Source organism: Acinetobacter sp. ACNIH2, from assembly GCF_002934965.1.
Classification (GTDB): domain Bacteria; phylum Pseudomonadota; class Gammaproteobacteria; order Pseudomonadales; family Moraxellaceae; genus Acinetobacter; species Acinetobacter tandoii.
On the sequence record NZ_CP026412.1, the window covers coordinates 1,745,416 to 1,762,841 of the forward strand.

Genomic DNA, 17,426 nt, shown 5'->3' on the forward strand with positions numbered 1-17,426 from the left:
ATGCTGTTATGGTTATTTGAACAGCTTGCGGGCTATCACAGCTCATTCCAAGTAGTACGCTATTTAACATTACGTTCATTACTCAGTGTTTTGACCGCACTTTCCATTGGATTGGTGCTGGGTCCAGTCATGATTCGTAAGTTACAAGCGTTAAAATATGGTCAGGCGGTGAGTACGTTTGCCCCAGAAAACCATGCCAAAAAGATGGGTACGCCAACCATGGGTGGGGTACTGATTCTGCTTTCGATAGGGATTTCCACTTTACTCTGGGCAGATCTATCGAATCCTTATGTCTGGATCGTTTTGGGCGTGATGGTGATTTTTGGTGCTGTGGGGTGGGCAGATGACTGGATTAAAATCCGTTATAAGGACAATGCCGGTTTGCCAGCACGAAAGAAATTTTTCTGGACGTCAGTTGCCTCTTTAGGTGCAGGAATTGCCTTGTATGTAATTGCCAAGCAACAAGATAATCCAATTCATACTGCAAATATGCTGGATTTGCTCATTCCATTCTTCAAGAACCTCAGTATTCCATTGTCGGTTATTCCTTTAGGAATTGGATTTATTCTCTTTACCTATCTGGTGATTAACGGAGCTTCTAACGCAGTCAACTTAACGGATGGTCTGGATGGTTTGGCGATTATGCCAATTGTCTTGGTTGCTGCAGGTTTGGGTGTATTTGCTTACTTGGCGGGTGATGTTCGTTTTGCCAATTATTTGCATATTCCTTATGTAAAATATTCGTCTGAATTGGTAGTGATTTGTGCTGCTATGATTGGCGCAGGCTTGGCTTTCCTCTGGTATAACGCGCATCCTGCGCAAGTATTTATGGGTGATGTTGGTGCTTTATCACTTGGAGCGATGCTAGGTACGATTGCGGTCATGGTACGTCAAGAAATCGTATTTGCGATTATGGGTGGTGTCTTTGTGGTGGAAGCAATTTCGGTATTCCTGCAAATTGGTTCGTTACGAATGCGAAATAAACGTGTTTTCTTGATGGCACCTTTACATCATCATTATGAAAAGAAAGGTTGGCGTGAAACCCAAGTGGTGATTCGTTTCTGGATTATCACAATTATGCTGGTGGTTTTGGGGCTAATGACCTTAAAATTGCGTTAAGCAAAATCCGTGAAAATCAGGTCGGCATATGCCGACCTTTTTATTTTTATGGGCAATTTTTGGAGAATATGATGAATCTACTCATGTGCCCTGTATGTCGTGAGAAATTAAGTTTAGTCGAAAAGACGTGGCAATGTGAGAATCGTCATAGTTACGATGTAGCTAAACAGGGTTATGTGAATTTACATGTGGTGCAACACAAGCACAGTAAAACCCCTGGAGATACAGTTGAATCTGTACAAGCGCGACGTGCATTTTTAAGTGCAGGGTTTTATGCGCCTTTGCAGCAAGCCGTGGTTGAAAAACTGCGTCAACTGCGCATTGAAAATCTTTTGGATATTGGTTGTGGTGAAGGTTATTACACTGATGCGATGCAGACAGAGGTGTTGCAATGTGTTGGTGTGGATATTGCGAAAAATGCAGTGCAAGTCGCGGCTAAATTGAATTCGGAAGTGACATGGGTGGTGGGTACGGGGGCGACTTTACCTGTATTAGATCAATCTATTGATTTGTGCAGCAGTTTATTTAGTCCAATTCCTCAGCAAGAAATATTACGTGTACTGAAGGATAAAGGGTATTTGTTGGTGGTCACACCAGCACCTGAACACTTATTTGCTATTCGAGAGGCTTTATTTGAAGAGGTAAAGCCACATGAGCCGAATAAGTTTGTGCAGCAGTTGGCGCATGACTTCGACTTGGTTGATTCGCAAGTGGTGAGTGCAGATTTAACACTGCCACAGCAGCAGCTTAAAAATTTGATTGCAATGACCCCTTATGCTTACAAGGCGAAAGTAGAGCGCAGGAATGCCTTAGAAGCTTTAGTTGAATTTAAAGTGACTGCACAATTCCAACTCTATTTATTCCAAAAGAAATAAAGCAATAAAAAGCCCTTTTTGAAAAGGGCTTTTTATTGCGTAAGTCTATTATTGAAATTGATCAATCAGATGTTCAATGGCATCTGATTTCTTACTTGGAGCATTCGGTTGCATTGTCGGAGGAGTTTGATTACTTGGAACCAAGGCTTCATCATCAGGCAAATCATCAAAGTCACGCTCAGGAGCACGTGCAGGAGCGGCTGGTTTAGGGCGATATAACGGCTGAGCCAATGGTGGTGAAGAGCGGTAATCTTTTTTGGTCTCGCCCTCAATAAATTGGGTTTCGTTATGTAATGTAGGCGCTTTAGCATCTTTGTCAAAATGTACCCACGCCGATGGTGTGCCTTTTAACGCGTTGTCCATAAAACTGGTCCAAATTGGTAATGCGGCAACGCCACCATACTCACGTCGACCTAAGGTTGCAGGTTGGTCAAATCCGACCCACGCGACTGTGACTAATTTGCCATTAAAGCCTGCAAACCAAGCATCTTTGGCATCATTGGTGGTTCCTGTTTTTCCGCCCAAATCATCACGGCCAATTTTGAGTGCTGCACGCCCTGTACCATGTTGGATAACATCTTTAAGAATGTTAGCCATATCAAAGGCAGAGCTAGATTTTAAAATTCGTTGTGCTTGACGGTATTCTGGATTGGTCGCACTTGGTTCACTGATTTTGGCTTCAGCAGCTTGATTGGTGACTTCAATCACTTCATCATCAGGTGTCACAGGATCTGCCGAATCAGATACATCATCTTTTGCATTAATGCATTCAATACAAGCATATTCTGGGTTGGCTTGATAAATGACTTTGCCATAGGCATCTTCAATACGGTCAATAAAATGCGGTTGAATACGGTAACCGCCGTTTGCAAATGTGGCATAGCCTGTCGCCATTTGAATTGGCAGGACCTGCGGTGTACCTAAGGCAATGGTGTAGTTATTTGGAATTTGATCTTCTTGCAAACCAAAATCCATAAACAATTGGCGAGTACGCTCAATACCGACAGCTTGGAGTAAACGTACTGAGACCGTATTTCGAGATAAATATAAAGCACGACGCAATGGGATCATGCCCAGATAGCGCCCATCTGAATTTCGGGGTGACCATTTGCCAATAGTAATAGGACTATCATTAACCATGGTAAAAGGCGTCATACCGCGTTCTAGAGCCAAAGCATAGACAAAGGGTTTAATGGTCGAACCAGGTTGACGCCAGCCTTGTAAAGCTCGGTTAAATTTAGATTGATAAAAATTATATCCTCCGACGACAGCCTCAATTGCACCATTATTTGGATTTAATGCAATCAGTTGTCCTTGGACTTTCGGGATTTGTACCAGCGACCATGAGGTTTTGTCTGCATTCGGTCTTAAGCGAACAATATCTTTGACCTTAACAATTTGAGAAGCACGACTGGGTGCTGGACCAACGCTGTTGGCATTGCGATAGGGGCGTGCCCAAGACATTCCTGACCAAGGAACAGTTACCGTAGAGCCATCTTGCATAAAGGCTTTAAAAGAGTTGTCATTTACTTTGCTGACTTTGGCAGGATAGGTATTGGCATAAGCGGTAAATTGTTTTAAATCTTTATCGTGTGCTTCGGCACCACGCCAACCATGGCGTCGATCATAGGCTTCTAAACCATCTTGTACAGATTGTTCAGCAAATAATTGGCGCTGGCTATTAATCGTGGTGTAGACCTTATAGCCAGAATCTATCGCTTGTTCGCCAAATTTACTGACTAGTTCTGCGCGGACCATTTCACCGACATAGGGAAATTGATTGCTGATACCGCGTTCGGGCATATCTAGGTTGATGGGTTCAGCAATCGCATTTTGATATTGCTCTTGATTGATATACCCCAATTGAAGCATACGACCTAAAATCCAGTTGCGACGTTCTAATGCACGCTCAGGATTAGCAACGGGATTATATTTTGAAGGGGCTTTGGGAAGCCCCGCAATCATGGCCATTTGGGCGATGCTTAAATCTTCTAAATTTTTGTTGTAGTAAATTTTTGCAGCAGCCGCAATGCCGTAGGCATTTTTACCCAAAAAAATCTTGTTCACATACAGCGTTAGAATTTCTTCTTTACTCAGATTTTGTTCAATCTTTCGGGCGAGGAAAACTTCGGTCAGTTTGCGTTTGAGTGTGCGTTCAGGACTCAGATAATAGTTTTTTGCCACTTGCATGGTAATGGTCGAGCCACCCGTTTGCACATTCGAGCCAGTAATGCTCTCACTCACTGCTCGTCCTAAGCCTTTAAAACTAATTCCACTATGTTCAAAAAAAGCTGAATCTTCAGCTGCTAAAAAAGCATGAATAAATGTAGTTGGGATTTGATCATATTCAACTGGAACAGAAAGTTTGCCACCGTATTCTGCAATAAGTTGCTGATCTGCACTATAAACTTGTAATGGTTTTAATAAAGGAGCCTTTTTTAAGATGCTCATTTCAGGCAAAGAGGGGGCAATATAGAGATACATGCCATAAAACCCCATAGGAATTGCGACCAAAACTATAATTATGATCAAAAAAAATGGATGAACACGGCCTGAACAAGATAGCTTTTTCATAACAAGTAAGTTTTAATAGGAGCTAATGGCAAACTAATTGGTGGTCAGTATAGCCGTTTACAGATACGGATTGTTAATGAGTTATTGTATCCGTATAAAATTATAGACCGCAGCCAGTTAGTTAGTTACTTCTATTGGGGATAAAAAAATAATAGGAATAGTATTGTGCTCAGGTTATATCGTAAGCCAAATAAGGGGTTAATAGGAGTAGATATTAGTTCCACTTCTGTTAAGTTATTAGAGCTGTCTGTAAAAAACGGTCGCTATTGGGTAGAAAGCTATGCTTTGGTCCCGTTACCAGAAGGCAGCGTTGTTGAAAAGAACATTTTGAATCCTGAAGCTATTGGGGAGGCTTTGGAGCGCGCTTTAAATTTAGCAAATGTTCAATCATATGCAGCAGCAATTGCCATTCCGACGTCTATGGTGATCAGTAAAGTCATCGAGATGGATGCGGATATGACGGATGATGAGCGTGAAGTCCAAATCCGTATGGATGCTGAACAATATATTCCGTTCCCTTTAGATGAAGTCAGCCTTGATTTTGAAGTTTTGCCTGGTCGTTTAGCCAACCCGAATCGGGTCAATGTGCTTTTGGTGGCAACACGTCTGGAAAATGTCGAAGCGCGTTCAGAGGTGCTAGAACTGGCTGGAATCACACCTAAAATTGCGGATGTTGAAAGCTTCGCAATGGAAAATGTCTATAAGGTCTTTTCTGATACTATGCCGATGGGGGTGAATACTGTCGGTATTTTAGATATTGGGCATACCATGACCACTTTATCGGTCATGCAAAATGACAAAATTATCTATACCCGTGAGCAGGTTTTTGGTGGAAAGCAGCTGACCCAAGAAATCCAGAATCGTTATGGACTGTCATTTGAAGAAGCGGGACGTGCCAAAAAAAGTCGTACGCTTCCTGATGATTATGATGTAGAAGTGCTAGAGCCGTTTCTTGAAGCGGTGGTGCAACAGGCTGCCCGTTCTTTACAGTTTTTCTTTTCATCTTCGCAGTTTAATGAAATCGATCATATTTTATTGGCGGGCGGAAATGCCAATATTCCTGGTTTGGCTAAATTATTGCAACAAAAACTCGGTTACCGCGTCACGATTGCGAACCCATTTTTGCAAATGGGTTTCTCTCCAAAAATAGATATTAAAAAAATTGAAAATGATGCTTCCTCTCTCTTGGTGGCGTGTGGTCTAGCATTGAGGAGTTTTGATTAATGGCAAAAATTAACCTGCTCCCTTGGCGTGATGAGCTGAGAGAGAAACGAAAAAAAGAATTTATTGCGATTTGTATTGGGGCGGCTTTAATTGGGGTGTTATTGGTTGTAGGGGCCTGGTTCTATTACAACTATAAGCTTGAAGACCAAGAACAAGCGAATCAGCTTATTATCAGTACCAATCAAAACTTAGATGTACAACTAAAATCTTTAGAAGGTTTACAAGAGCAACGTAATGCAATTGTAGAACGTATGAAGTTGATTCAGGGACTGCAAAGTCAACGTCCAATTGCCGTGCGTTTAATTGATGAAATGGCGCGTGTCGTCCCTGCGAACTTATATATTACTAAGTTCAGTCGTATTGGCGATAAATTTACTATTGAAGGTAAGGCAGAAAGTCCAAATGCAGTAGCTGAATTTTTACGTAATTTAGAAGCTTCAGCTTGGTATCGTAATGCCTTTATGGATTCCTTCGTGGCTGTGGAAGATAATAAAAATAAAGCGCCGAGTTCGATTGTTCCTCGTGTTGAGGATAGTTATGGCAGCTTTGTGGTAACTGCAGATCTGGATGAGATTGCTATGCCGACGGATGCAGCGAATGAAGCTGCAGGTTCAATGGCGGTAGCGGCAAATGATGCAAATGCAGCAGCTAGTTCAACAGCGGGGGCAGCACAATGAGTCGTGATGAGTTTGATGATCTAAATCAAGAAGCCGTTGTTAAAACTAAGAAAAAAATGACAGTAGATAAGTTTTTTCAACAATTTAACACGTTGGACCCGAATAATTACGGCAGTTGGCCTTTATCAGTCAAAATTACCTGCTGGATTTTTATTGTCTTTTTAATTTGTGCGGTTGGCTATTTTGTTGTAATCAAGCCGCAATTAGATGCGATTTCTAGCGCACATGCGCAAGAGCAAAACTTGCTAAATGAATTCAGAGAAAAGGATTCTAAGTTACGTAATTTGCAACAATATCAAGCTCAGTTGCAGGAAATGGAGGCGAACTTTAATCAGCAATTGGAGCAATTGCCAAAGGAAACTGAAATTCCAGGTCTAGTTGAAGACATTAACGTGACAGGTGTGAATTCTGGGCTGAAATTTAAAAATATTCGTTTAGAGCCTGAAGTCAAACAAGAGTTTTTTGTAGAGCAGCCAATTAGTATTGAAGCGACAGGCGATTATCATGCCTTTGGTTCTTTTGCGAGTGGCATTGCAGCATTACCTCGAATTGTGACCTTACATGATTTTGATATCAGTTCTTCAATTAGTACGGATAAAAAATCTGAAATTCCACAAGTGACTTATGTTGCGAAGGCGCGTACCTATCGCTATATAGGTAATTCAGATGATCAAAATGTTGCAGCTGGTGCGAATGCTACAACTCCTCCTGCTCAAGTTACTCCAGAAGGAGCGAAGAAATGAAATTTGAGAAAATAGCATTTGCTTTGATGTTCGGGCTGGTTTTGGTGGGGTGTGATTCACGTATTGATGCGGTAAACATGGAAATGGTAAATATTCGTAATCAGCAACCTTTGCCGATTGAACCAGCGCCTGTTTTCCCACCTGTACCGACATTCAATTATGCAGCGCATCAATTGAAAAGTCCGTTTATGCCGAGTTCTTTGGCAGCAGAATTAAAAATTATGTCGGGTAAGCGAGTGTATCCGAATTTTTCGCGTCAGTCGCAGCCATTGGAAAGTTATGCTTTAGAATCCTTAAATATGAAGGGGAGTATGCGTAATCAGTCTGGGCAAATTTTGGGGTTAATCCAAACGCCTGATGGTGAAATTGAGCGTGTGCAAGTCGGAAATTACATGGGGATGAATCAAGGGCGAATTGTGAAAATTACGCCTACACAGATTGATCTTGTGGAAATTATTCCCGATGGTCGAGAGGGGTATGTTGAGCGCCCGCGTAGCCTTGTCTTAATTGGACCCGCACCTTAATTCAAAGGAATAAAAATGAAAAACAGTATTCAAGATTTTATATTTGGGGATGGTAATACAATGAATCATATTTTCCGTCAATTCTCTATGGGTGCGGTTGCCATGGCTGTCATGCAAGCTGCCAGTGCACAAGTTAGCATCACGAATGTCGTACCTATGCAAGTACCTGGACAAGGGACTGAAATTCGTGTGATGTTTAACGGAATACCACCACAGCCTCAAGCTTACCAACTTGAACAACCATCAAGACTGATTTTAGATTTTGATAAAGCGCAACAAACACTAAAGCAAAATAATATTCAGGTTGCGACAAAAGAAGCCAGTTCTGTCGATGTATCTTCAGACGCGCAGCGTTCTCGATTAACCATTAATCTTGCAGATGCAGGTGCTTTCACTACCCGTGTTGAAGGTAATACCTTTATTCTTAAAATAAATGCGACTGATAATAGTTTTGCGACTCCTGTAGCAACAACGGCTAAAGCACCATCACAAGGTGTTTCCAATATTGGCTTTCAGCGTGGTTCAGAAGGTGAAGGTCAGGTTGTTATTGATTTGCTCGGCAGCAATACGCCAGCAGATGTGCAGCAACAAGGGAGTAAAATTGTGGTCCGTATGTTGGGAAGTAAAATTCCGGCACATTTGACTCGCCGCCTCAATGTCAATGATTTTGCAACACCTGTGGCAACAGTAGATGCTTATAATGATGGTAATAGTGGTGTAATTACTATTCAGTCCTCTGGTAGCTACGAGTACATGGCTTACCAAGCTGAGAATAAGTTAACGATCAGCTTAAAGCGTCCTGTCGATAAGAATCCAATGAAACCGCGTACAGCTAATAACTACACGGGTAAGAAGATTTCATTGGATTTCCAAGATATTGAGGTACGTCGTGTATTGCAGTTATTGGCAGATTTTACTGGTATTAACATGGTGGCTGCCGATACGGTACAAGGCAATATCACCTTGCGTCTGAAAGATGTTCCATGGGATCAAGCTCTTGATATTATTTTAAAAACAAAAAATTTAGACAAGCGTCGAAATGGTAATGTGATTTGGATTGCGCCAGTTGCTGAATTGATTAAGTCTGAAGAAGACGAAGCCAAAGCGATAGCGCAGAGTGTTAAGTTGGCACCAATTCAAACTGAATATTTGCGTTTAAGTTATGCTAAAGCTGCGGATGTTTTTAAACTTGTAACAGATTCTAGAAAGGAAGCTGGTAAAAATACAGGTGTAAATAATCAAGACTCTTTAGCTTTAGAAAGTTTATTAAGTTCAAGAGGAAGTATTGTTTCAGATGATCGTACGAATACGTTAATCGTAAATGATACAGCGCAAAACATAGACAAAATTAGAAAAATGGTTGATTTGCTGGATGTACAAGTACAGCAGGTTATGGTTGAAGCACGCATCGTACGAGCATCTACTTCATTTACTAAAGAGATGGGAGTGAAGTGGGGGATTCTTTCACAAGGGATTAATAGCAATAACGATCTCTTAGTGGGTGGTAGTGATCAAACTTTATGGGATTTAAAAACCCCAGATGATGATGGAAAATACACTATTCAGCGTCCGGATAACTTAAACGTTGATTTGGGGGTGACCAATCCTGCGGGTCAAATTGCTTTTAGCTTGATTAGCCTGTCCGATTTTATGTTGGATCTTGAGCTCTCAGCTTTACAAGCAGATGGCTATGGTGAGGTGATTTCAACACCAAAAGTTTTGACTGGAGATAAACAAAAGGCCAAGGTAGCGACAGGTCAAGAAGTACCTTATCAAACCACAACGAACTCTGCTTCTGGCTCAACAGCAACTACCTCATTCAAAGAAGCGCTGCTCAGTTTGGAAGTTACGCCAAGTATTACCCCAGACGGTAAAGTGCAAATGCAGCTTGATATTGCGAAAGACTCGATTGCAGGCGAAGCGCCAAATGGTGAGTTGATATTAAACAAAAACACAATTACGACCAATGTTTTGGTCAATAATGGCGAAACAGTGATTTTGGGTGGTGTATTTGAGCAGACAACCAGTAACTCGCAAACTAAGGTGCCGTTCTTGGGGGATATTCCTTATATCGGAAGATTGTTTAGAAAAGATACCAAGTCGGATGACAAGCAAGAGCTGTTGATTTTTGTGACACCACGAATTGTTAATGACAGTGTTTCAAGAAATCATTAATATATTTTCAATTTAAACAAAATTAATAGGTGACTCCTTGCCAAGCAAAGAGTTTAATTCCCTACCAAATATCTATTTGGTAGGGCCAATGGGGGCAGGAAAAACAACAGTCGGACGGCATTTGGCAGAATTGTTGGGCCGTGAATTTCTCGATAGTGATCATGAGATTGAACGAAAAACAGGTGCGACCATTCCTTGGATCTTTGAGAAAGAGGGTGAAACAGGATTTCGTACCCGTGAAACTATTGTGATTGATGAGTTGACTGCCCGACCAAATTTGGTCTTGGCCACTGGTGGTGGTGCAGTGACTCAGGCTCCCAACCGTAATTTTTTAAAACAACGTGGTATTGTTGTTTATCTCTATACTCCTGTTGAAATTCAACTTCAGCGTACTTATCGCGATAAAAACCGTCCTCTCCTACAGGTTGAAAATCCTGAGCAAAAACTGCGTGATTTACTTGCGATTCGTGATCCTTTATATCGGGATGTGGCTCATTATATTATTGAAACCAATCAAGGTGCCGCACGAGATCTTGCACATAAAATCTTAACGATGATTACCACACAACCTATTGATTGAATACCGAAGTAATTGAACTCATGCAAACTTTATATGTAGAACTCGGTGAACGCCGTTACCCTATCTTCATTGGTAGTGATTTAAACCCTCATGATTTACTGGCGCCGTATATTCTCGGGCAGCAAGTCATGATTGTGACCAATACCACCGTTCAGCCTTTGTATTTAGAGCATTATGTAAAAGCTGTTGACGCATTGGGTAAAAAGGTTGCTACTTGTGTTTTGCCTGATGGTGAAAAATATAAAGATATTCAACATCTTAATTTGATTTTTGATGCTTTGCTTGAAGCAGGCTTTAACCGCGATTGTACAGTATTGGCTTTGGGTGGTGGAGTGATTGGTGATATGGCGGGCTTTGCATCAGCATGTTTCCAGCGTGGTGTATATTTTATCCAAGTCCCAACGACATTATTATCACAAGTCGATTCTAGTGTTGGCGGTAAGACGGGGATTAATCATCCTTTGGGTAAAAATATGATTGGGGCATTTCAGCAACCACAAGTGGTACTGGCGGATATGTCTCAATTGAAAAGCTTGCCTGATCGTGAACTGTCTGCTGGTTTAGCTGAAGTGATTAAGTATGCCTTGCTCGGAGATGAGGATTTTTTAGTCTGGCTTGAAACAAATATGGATGGCTTGGTCGCACGTGATCCTCATTTATTGGCTGAAGCGGTTTATCGTTCTTGTGCACATAAAGCGCGTATTGTAGCAAATGATGAAAAAGAACAAGGCGAGCGTGCATTGTTGAATTTAGGTCATACCTTTGGTCATGCGATTGAATCCTATCTAGGATATGGGGTGTGGTTGCATGGTGAAGCTGTTGCAACGGGAATGGTCATGGCAGCAGATTTATCACAACGTATGGGTTGGATTTCTGTAGCAGACTCAGAGCGTACAAAAAAAATCATACAGCGTGCAGGTTTGCCGATAGTATGTCCGGCAATTCCATTGGATGACTTCTTGGGTTATATGGCGCATGACAAGAAAGTACTGAATGGTCAGCTTAGATTGGTGCTGTTAAAACAGTTGGGTCAAGCAATCATTACCAAAGAGTTTGATGTTGAACTGATGAAACAGGCGATTCTTGCCAATCAAACAATATAAAGGTGAAATTATGACAACACTCCGCAAATATTGGAAAAATACACAGGGTTATATCTGGCTTGTGGGCGGAGTGTTATGTCTTTTTGTGGCATTGATATTTTGGGCAGGATCGGACAGTAGTGAAGAGCTGGTCGAAGTAAATAAAAAGGTGGAGTCTGATGCTGAGCTGCAAATCCAACCAGCCCGTGTCACAGCTACAACCAATTTAGGCACCTTACAAGAAGAAGTTCGCCCTATTACACAGACTACTCGAGTTATTGCTACGGGAAATCATTCGAATGAATTCCGAGGAAGTAAATTCATTGAGGAGCAGAAAAATAAGTCAAGCTTAGAATTATTTAGTGTGACTGAAGAAGACATTATTAAAAGTTTTTTAAATAAACAGGGTGATCGAAAAAATTATTTTTATTTGCGATTGGCTGGGGATCAACAACAAGAGCGATATGTTTTATTTTACGGTTTATATTCGAGTGAAAGAGAAGCGAATCAAGTACGCGAGCAACTCAATTTTAAATTGCCTGCTTCTGTCCACCCTAAAGTGATAGCCTTGGAAGATTATGCATCACAAGTCAATGATATGGGGATGGAGGAGTTACAAGGTTCCTCAGTTTTGTATGAAGTTAAATTAAGTCCTGCAGCTTTGCCAAAACCAGATGCAGCTTTAATGGATTTAAGTAAACCGAAAGCTGCGGGTACAACAGCGAATAGCTCAGATACGGGTAATGTATCTACCAGTACAACTGTGACTCGTCGAGATGCTGAAGGCAATGTGATTGATGTGCAAAAATCTCAATCGCATGCAGAGACAGGAACCAAATCAGCCACTTCATCGACCAATTCAAATTCGCCTGTGCGCCAAGAAATTGCAGATCCGTTTAATTAATCGTTCTAAAATAGAGCACATTGTGCTATACCAATAATTAAATGCGCAAAAATGGTGCAATTAATATAAAGCTTCAAATGCTCTAATTCAGGTCGAACACTTGATATTTCTGTATTTAAAAGAATTAGATTTGATAATCTCAAGTTGGCATATTTTTTGCTTAAATGGTGCATGATTTGAGTTGATGTCACTATTTTGGCGCGAAAAGATTCAAAGAGTGTGCGAAAACATCAAGATTGCTTGCTTTAAAAGAGTGCGCAAAAGTCGCAATAGTTTTTTGCATTTCGGTCATGTACAAAAGATAAATTCAGTCTATCTTTGACATGAGAGTGCAAGATGATTGCATTAAATTGATCTTAGTGTGAGAAAGTTAGACTAAGTCGCAAAGAAGTTAGATAGTCAGCGCCCGATTCAGGGCCAAGTAGAAAGAAGGGTACGCTATGCACATGCCATCGCCTAATACTGTAGCTCCCGCTCAAGGTTTATACCAACCGGATGAGTTTAAAGATAACTGTGGTTTCGGCCTTATTGCACATATGCAAGGGGACGAGAGTCATGATCTGGTCAAGACCGCTATTCATAGCTTGAGCTGTATGACCCACCGTGGTGGTATTGCCGCCGATGGTAAGACCGGAGATGGGTGTGGTTTATTATTGGCGATGCCGAAACAGTTCTTCCGCGAAGAAGCAAAAAAACTGAGCGATATTACTCTCAGTGAAATTTTCGCTGTTGGTACAGTTTTCCTTAACTTGGACCCAGCAATCGCTGCACATTCAAAGCAAATTCTAAGTAAAGAAATTGAAGACGAAGGTTTGCGCGTTCTGGCTTGGCGTATAGTGCCGACCAACAATGCAGCACTCGGTGAAATTGCGATGCAATCTTTGCCAGCCTTTGAACAAATTATTGTGAACTGCCCTATGGGAGTTACTGAGGTTGAATTTAACCGTAAGTTATTCTTGGCACGTCGTCGTGCAGAGCAGCAACTTAGCAATGATCCATCATTTTATGTCACAACACTGTGTTCAACTGTCATCAGCTATAAAGGTTTGATGATGCCTGCTGCAATTGCAGACTTCTATACAGACCTTGCAGATGAGCGTTTAGCATCACATATCGTGGTATTCCACCAACGTTTCTCAACCAATACTTTACCGCGTTGGCCATTGGCTCAACCATTCCGTTACCTTGCACACAATGGTGAGATCAACACCATTACTGCAAACCGTAACTGGGCAATGGCGCGTACGCCGAAGTTTGAAAATCCATTATTGCCAGGTTTAACTGAGCTTAAGCCGATTGTAAATCGTACTGGTTCTGACTCTTCAAGCTTGGATAACATGCTTGAGATCCTTGTTGGCGGTGGTATGGATCTGTTCCGTGCACTGCGTATGTTGGTTCCACCAGCTTGGCAAAACGTTGAAACTTTAGATGCTGACTTACGTGCATTCTATGAGTTTAACTCGAAGCACATGGAAGCTTGGGATGGTCCAGCAGGTTTAGTTATTCAGGATGGTCGTCATGCAATCTGTATGCTAGACCGTAATGGTTTACGTCCAGCGCGTTGGGTGATTACCAAAAATGGTTACATTACTTTAGCCTCTGAAATTGGTGTTTGGGATTATCAGCCTGAAGATGTAATTTCTAAAGGTCGTGTTGGTCCTGGTCAAATTCTTGTAGTAGATACCTTTACTGGTAAATTGCTTGATACTAAAGATGTCAGCAACCACTTGAAAAAAATGCGTCCATATCGTGAATGGTTGCGTGAAAATTCAATTCGCCTGCAAGGCAGCCCAGAACTTGAAGAATATTTGTGTGAGCAAGGCTTAAAAGGTGATGACCTGAAAGCAGCGCAAAAAATGTTTATGGTGACCTTTGAAGAGCGTGATCAACTACTGCGTCCGATTGCTGAAAGTGGTCAGGAAGCTGTAGGTTCAATGGGTGATGATACCCCTATGGCGGTGTTGTCGCGTCAAGTACGTCATGTATCAGATTACTTCCGTCAACAGTTTGCGCAAGTAACAAATCCGCCAATCGACCCATTACGTGAATCAATTGTGATGTCATTGGAAACATGCTTTGGTCGTGAGCAAAATGTGTTTGAACAAGGTCCAGAACATGCAGATCGTTTAATTGTCTCAAGTCCTGTACTGTCAAACTCGAAAATGCATCAAATCCGTACTTTAGGTCGTAAGGGTTATGAAATTGCAGATATCGATTTGAACTACGCTGAGAGTGAAGGTTTAGAGGCAGCAATCACGCGTATCTGTGAAGAATCTGCACAAGCAATTCGTGATGGCAAAACTTTATTATTACTTTCGGATAAGAAAATCCGTGAAGGCTATTTACCTGCAAATGCTGTAATGGCAACAGGTGCAGTACATCATCACTTGATTAATGTCGGTTTACGTACAGATGCCAACATTATTGTGGAAACTGGTTTTGCTCGTGACCCACATCAATTTGCAGTGATTTTAGGTTTTGGTGCAACAGCAATTTATCCATATTTAGCTTACGATGTAATCAATGACTTGATTGCAAAAGGCGAGTTATTGGGTGATCCAATTCATGCCCAAGCAAATTTCCGTAAAGGTATTGATAAAGGTTTACTTAAAGTCCTATCAAAAATGGGGATTTCAACAGTAGCATCTTACCGCGGTGGTCAGTTGTTTGAGGCAGTAGGTTTGTCTGAAGAAGTTGTAGGCAAATGCTTTACTGGTGTGCCAAGCCGTATTAAAGGTGCAACTTTTGTTGACCTTGAAAATGATCAGAAAAAATTGGCTGATACTGCTTGGAAATCACGTAAGCCAATCGATCAGGGCGGTTTATTGAAGTTTGTATTCGACAAGGAATACCATGCATTTAACCCTGATGTGATCAATGCTTTACACAAAGCAGTACGTTCAGGTAACTATGCTGACTTTAAAGAATATGCTGAGCTGGTGAATCATCGCCCAATTGCAACCATCCGTGACTTATTTAAGTTAAAAACAGATAACTCGATTGCTTTAGAGCAAGTTGAGTCGGTTGAGTCAATTTTGCCACGTTTTGACTCTGCGGGTATGTCTTTGGGTGCATTGTCTCCTGAAGCACATGAAGCAATTGCAATTGCTATGAATACGATTGGTGGTCGCTCGAACTCAGGTGAGGGCGGTGAAGATCCTGCACGTTACGGTACGATTCGTAACTCAAAAATCAAACAGATTGCATCTGGTCGTTTTGGTGTAACACCAGCGTACTTAACTTCTGCTGAAGTGTTGCAGATTAAAGTGGCGCAAGGTGCAAAACCAGGTGAAGGTGGTCAGTTGCCAGGTGGTAAAGTGAATGGCTTAATTGCACGTTTACGTTACTCGGTGCCAGGTGTGACATTGATTTCACCACCTCCGCACCACGATATTTATTCGATTGAAGACTTGTCGCAATTGATCTTTGACTTGAAACAAGTCAATCCAAAAGCGATGGTTTCTGTAAAACTGGTTTCTGAGCCAGGTGTAGGTACAATTGCCGCAGGTGTTGCAAAAGCCTATGCCGATTTCATTACCATTTCAGGTTATGACGGTGGTACAGCAGCATCTCCACTTTCATCAATTCACCATGCGGGTTCACCATGGGAGTTGGGTCTTTCTGAAGCACATCAAGCGCTTCGTGTGAATGACCTGCGTGGGAAAGTTCGTGTACAAACCGATGGTGGTTTAAAAACTGGTTTAGACGTGGTTAAAGCTGCGATTTTAGGTGCGGAAAGCTTCGGCTTTGGTTCAACACCAATGATTGCTTTAGGTTGTAAATACCTACGTATTTGCCACTTGAACAACTGTGCAACTGGTGTTGCAACACAACAAGATCATTTACGTCAGGAACACTACATTGGTGAACCTGAAATGTTGATCAATTTCTTCCACTTTATTGCGGAAGAAACACGTGAATGGTTAGCGGCATTGGGTGTAGCTAGCTTGAAAGATTTGATTGGTCGTACTGACTTGCTCGAAGTATTGCCAGGTGAAACTGAAAAGCACGCTCACTTAGATTTAAGTGCACTGCTTGAGTCACATCCTGCGGCTGAAGGTAAGGCACAATATTGTCAAGTTGAAGGCAATGCACCATTCGATAAAGGTGTGTTAGCAGAGCAGATGGTGACAGAAATGTTGCCAGCAATTGAAGCGGGTACGGGCGGTGAATATAGCTTCACGGTTGGTAACTGTGATCGCTCAATTGGTGCACGTATCTCTGGTGAAATTGCACGTCGTTACGGCAATTTAGATATGGAAGCGCATCCTGTTGTGATGAACCTGAAAGGTACTGCGGGTCAGTCTTTAGGGGTGTGGAACGCAGGTGGTTTGCATATCAAGCTTGAAGGTGATGCGAACGACTATGTCGGTAAAGGCATGGCGGGTGGTCGCGTATCGATTTTCCCACCAAAAGGTTCACCGTTCCAAACACAAGAAACTGCGATTATTGGTAATACTTGTTTATACGGTGCGACAGGCGGTAAGTTATTTGCTGCGGGTACTGCGGGCGAGCGTTTCGCAGTACGCAACTCAGGTGCCTTTGCTGTCATTGAAGGTGCAGGTGACCACTGCTGTGAATATATGACAGGCGGTGTAGTGACGGTACTGGGCAAAGTTGGCCACAACTTCGGTGCGGGTATGACAGGTGGTTTTGCTTATGTACTTGACTTGGATAATGACTTTGTCGACTACTACAACCACGAGTTAATTGAGTTGAACCGTATCTCAACAGAATCGATGGAAGAGCATAAAGAGTTCTTATTGCGTATTCTAGATGAGCATATTGCTGAAACAGGTAGTGCGTGGGCGTACAAGATCCGCAACGAGTTCGATTTTTACAGCCGTAAATTCTGGCTTGTAAAACCAAAAGCTGCTAACTTGCTTACGCTTTTGAAAACGACCAAAGCTGATCCACAATAATTCCACTACTGCAGATATATAGGCAGG

At 41.9% G+C, this 17,426-nt stretch carries 12 protein-coding genes; 11 read left to right on the forward strand and 1 reads right to left on the reverse strand.

The genetic code is table 11. The features are described 5' to 3' along the window. Positions 1-1,119, forward strand: a complete 1,119-nt coding sequence (gene mraY, locus C3F34_RS08135; RefSeq protein WP_044739699.1) for a phospho-N-acetylmuramoyl-pentapeptide-transferase — start codon at positions 1-3, stop codon at positions 1,117-1,119. A gap of 71 nt (positions 1,120-1,190) precedes the next feature. Next, positions 1,191-1,994: a putative RNA methyltransferase gene (locus tag C3F34_RS08140; RefSeq protein WP_104441386.1), complete on the forward strand. Its 804-nt coding sequence runs from the start codon at positions 1,191-1,193 to the stop codon at positions 1,992-1,994. A gap of 48 nt (positions 1,995-2,042) precedes the next feature. On the opposite strand, the gene ponA is transcribed toward C3F34_RS08140, so the two are convergent. Continuing rightward, entirely contained in the window at positions 2,043-4,568 is a 2,526-nt protein-coding gene (ponA, locus tag C3F34_RS08145; RefSeq protein ID WP_104441387.1) for a penicillin-binding protein PBP1a, read from the reverse strand. A gap of 165 nt (positions 4,569-4,733) precedes the next feature. Here ponA and C3F34_RS08150 point away from each other — a divergent pair, with 165 nt between their 5' ends. The 9 genes from C3F34_RS08150 (at position 4,734) to gltB (ending at position 17,399) form a co-directional block, all read left to right on the forward strand. Continuing rightward, entirely contained in the window at positions 4,734-5,792 is a 1,059-nt protein-coding gene (locus C3F34_RS08150) for a pilus assembly protein PilM (RefSeq protein ID WP_044739696.1), read from the forward strand. Then, on the forward strand, positions 5,792-6,469 hold the full coding sequence (locus C3F34_RS08155; protein WP_044739695.1) for a PilN domain-containing protein: 678 nt from the start codon (positions 5,792-5,794) through the stop codon (positions 6,467-6,469). The genes C3F34_RS08150 and C3F34_RS08155 overlap by 1 nt, the downstream gene beginning before the upstream one ends. Further along, on the forward strand, positions 6,466-7,212 hold the full coding sequence (locus C3F34_RS08160; RefSeq protein WP_044739694.1) for a type 4a pilus biogenesis protein PilO: 747 nt from the start codon (positions 6,466-6,468) through the stop codon (positions 7,210-7,212). The genes C3F34_RS08155 and C3F34_RS08160 overlap by 4 nt, the downstream gene beginning before the upstream one ends. Further along, positions 7,209-7,736: a pilus assembly protein PilP gene (locus C3F34_RS08165; protein ID WP_016168706.1), complete on the forward strand. Its 528-nt coding sequence runs from the start codon at positions 7,209-7,211 to the stop codon at positions 7,734-7,736. The genes C3F34_RS08160 and C3F34_RS08165 overlap by 4 nt, the downstream gene beginning before the upstream one ends. Before the next feature lie 60 nt (positions 7,737-7,796). Next, on the forward strand, positions 7,797-9,911 hold the full coding sequence (pilQ, locus tag C3F34_RS08170; RefSeq protein ID WP_171284997.1) for a type IV pilus secretin PilQ family protein: 2,115 nt from the start codon (positions 7,797-7,799) through the stop codon (positions 9,909-9,911). A gap of 37 nt (positions 9,912-9,948) precedes the next feature. Next, entirely contained in the window at positions 9,949-10,491 is a 543-nt protein-coding gene (aroK, locus tag C3F34_RS08175) for a shikimate kinase AroK (RefSeq protein WP_044739692.1), read from the forward strand. 20 nt (positions 10,492-10,511) lie between these two features. Further along, positions 10,512-11,594: a 3-dehydroquinate synthase gene (gene aroB, locus C3F34_RS08180; RefSeq protein ID WP_044739715.1), complete on the forward strand. Its 1,083-nt coding sequence runs from the start codon at positions 10,512-10,514 to the stop codon at positions 11,592-11,594. Positions 11,595-11,604: 10 nt separating this feature from the next. Beyond that, positions 11,605-12,477, forward strand: coding sequence for a hypothetical protein (locus C3F34_RS08185; protein ID WP_104442318.1), 873 nt, complete (start codon positions 11,605-11,607; stop codon positions 12,475-12,477). 446 nt (positions 12,478-12,923) lie between these two features. Next, positions 12,924-17,399, forward strand: coding sequence for a glutamate synthase large subunit (gene gltB, locus C3F34_RS08190; protein ID WP_104442319.1), 4,476 nt, complete (start codon positions 12,924-12,926; stop codon positions 17,397-17,399). The last annotated feature ends 27 nt before the right edge of the window (positions 17,400-17,426 follow it).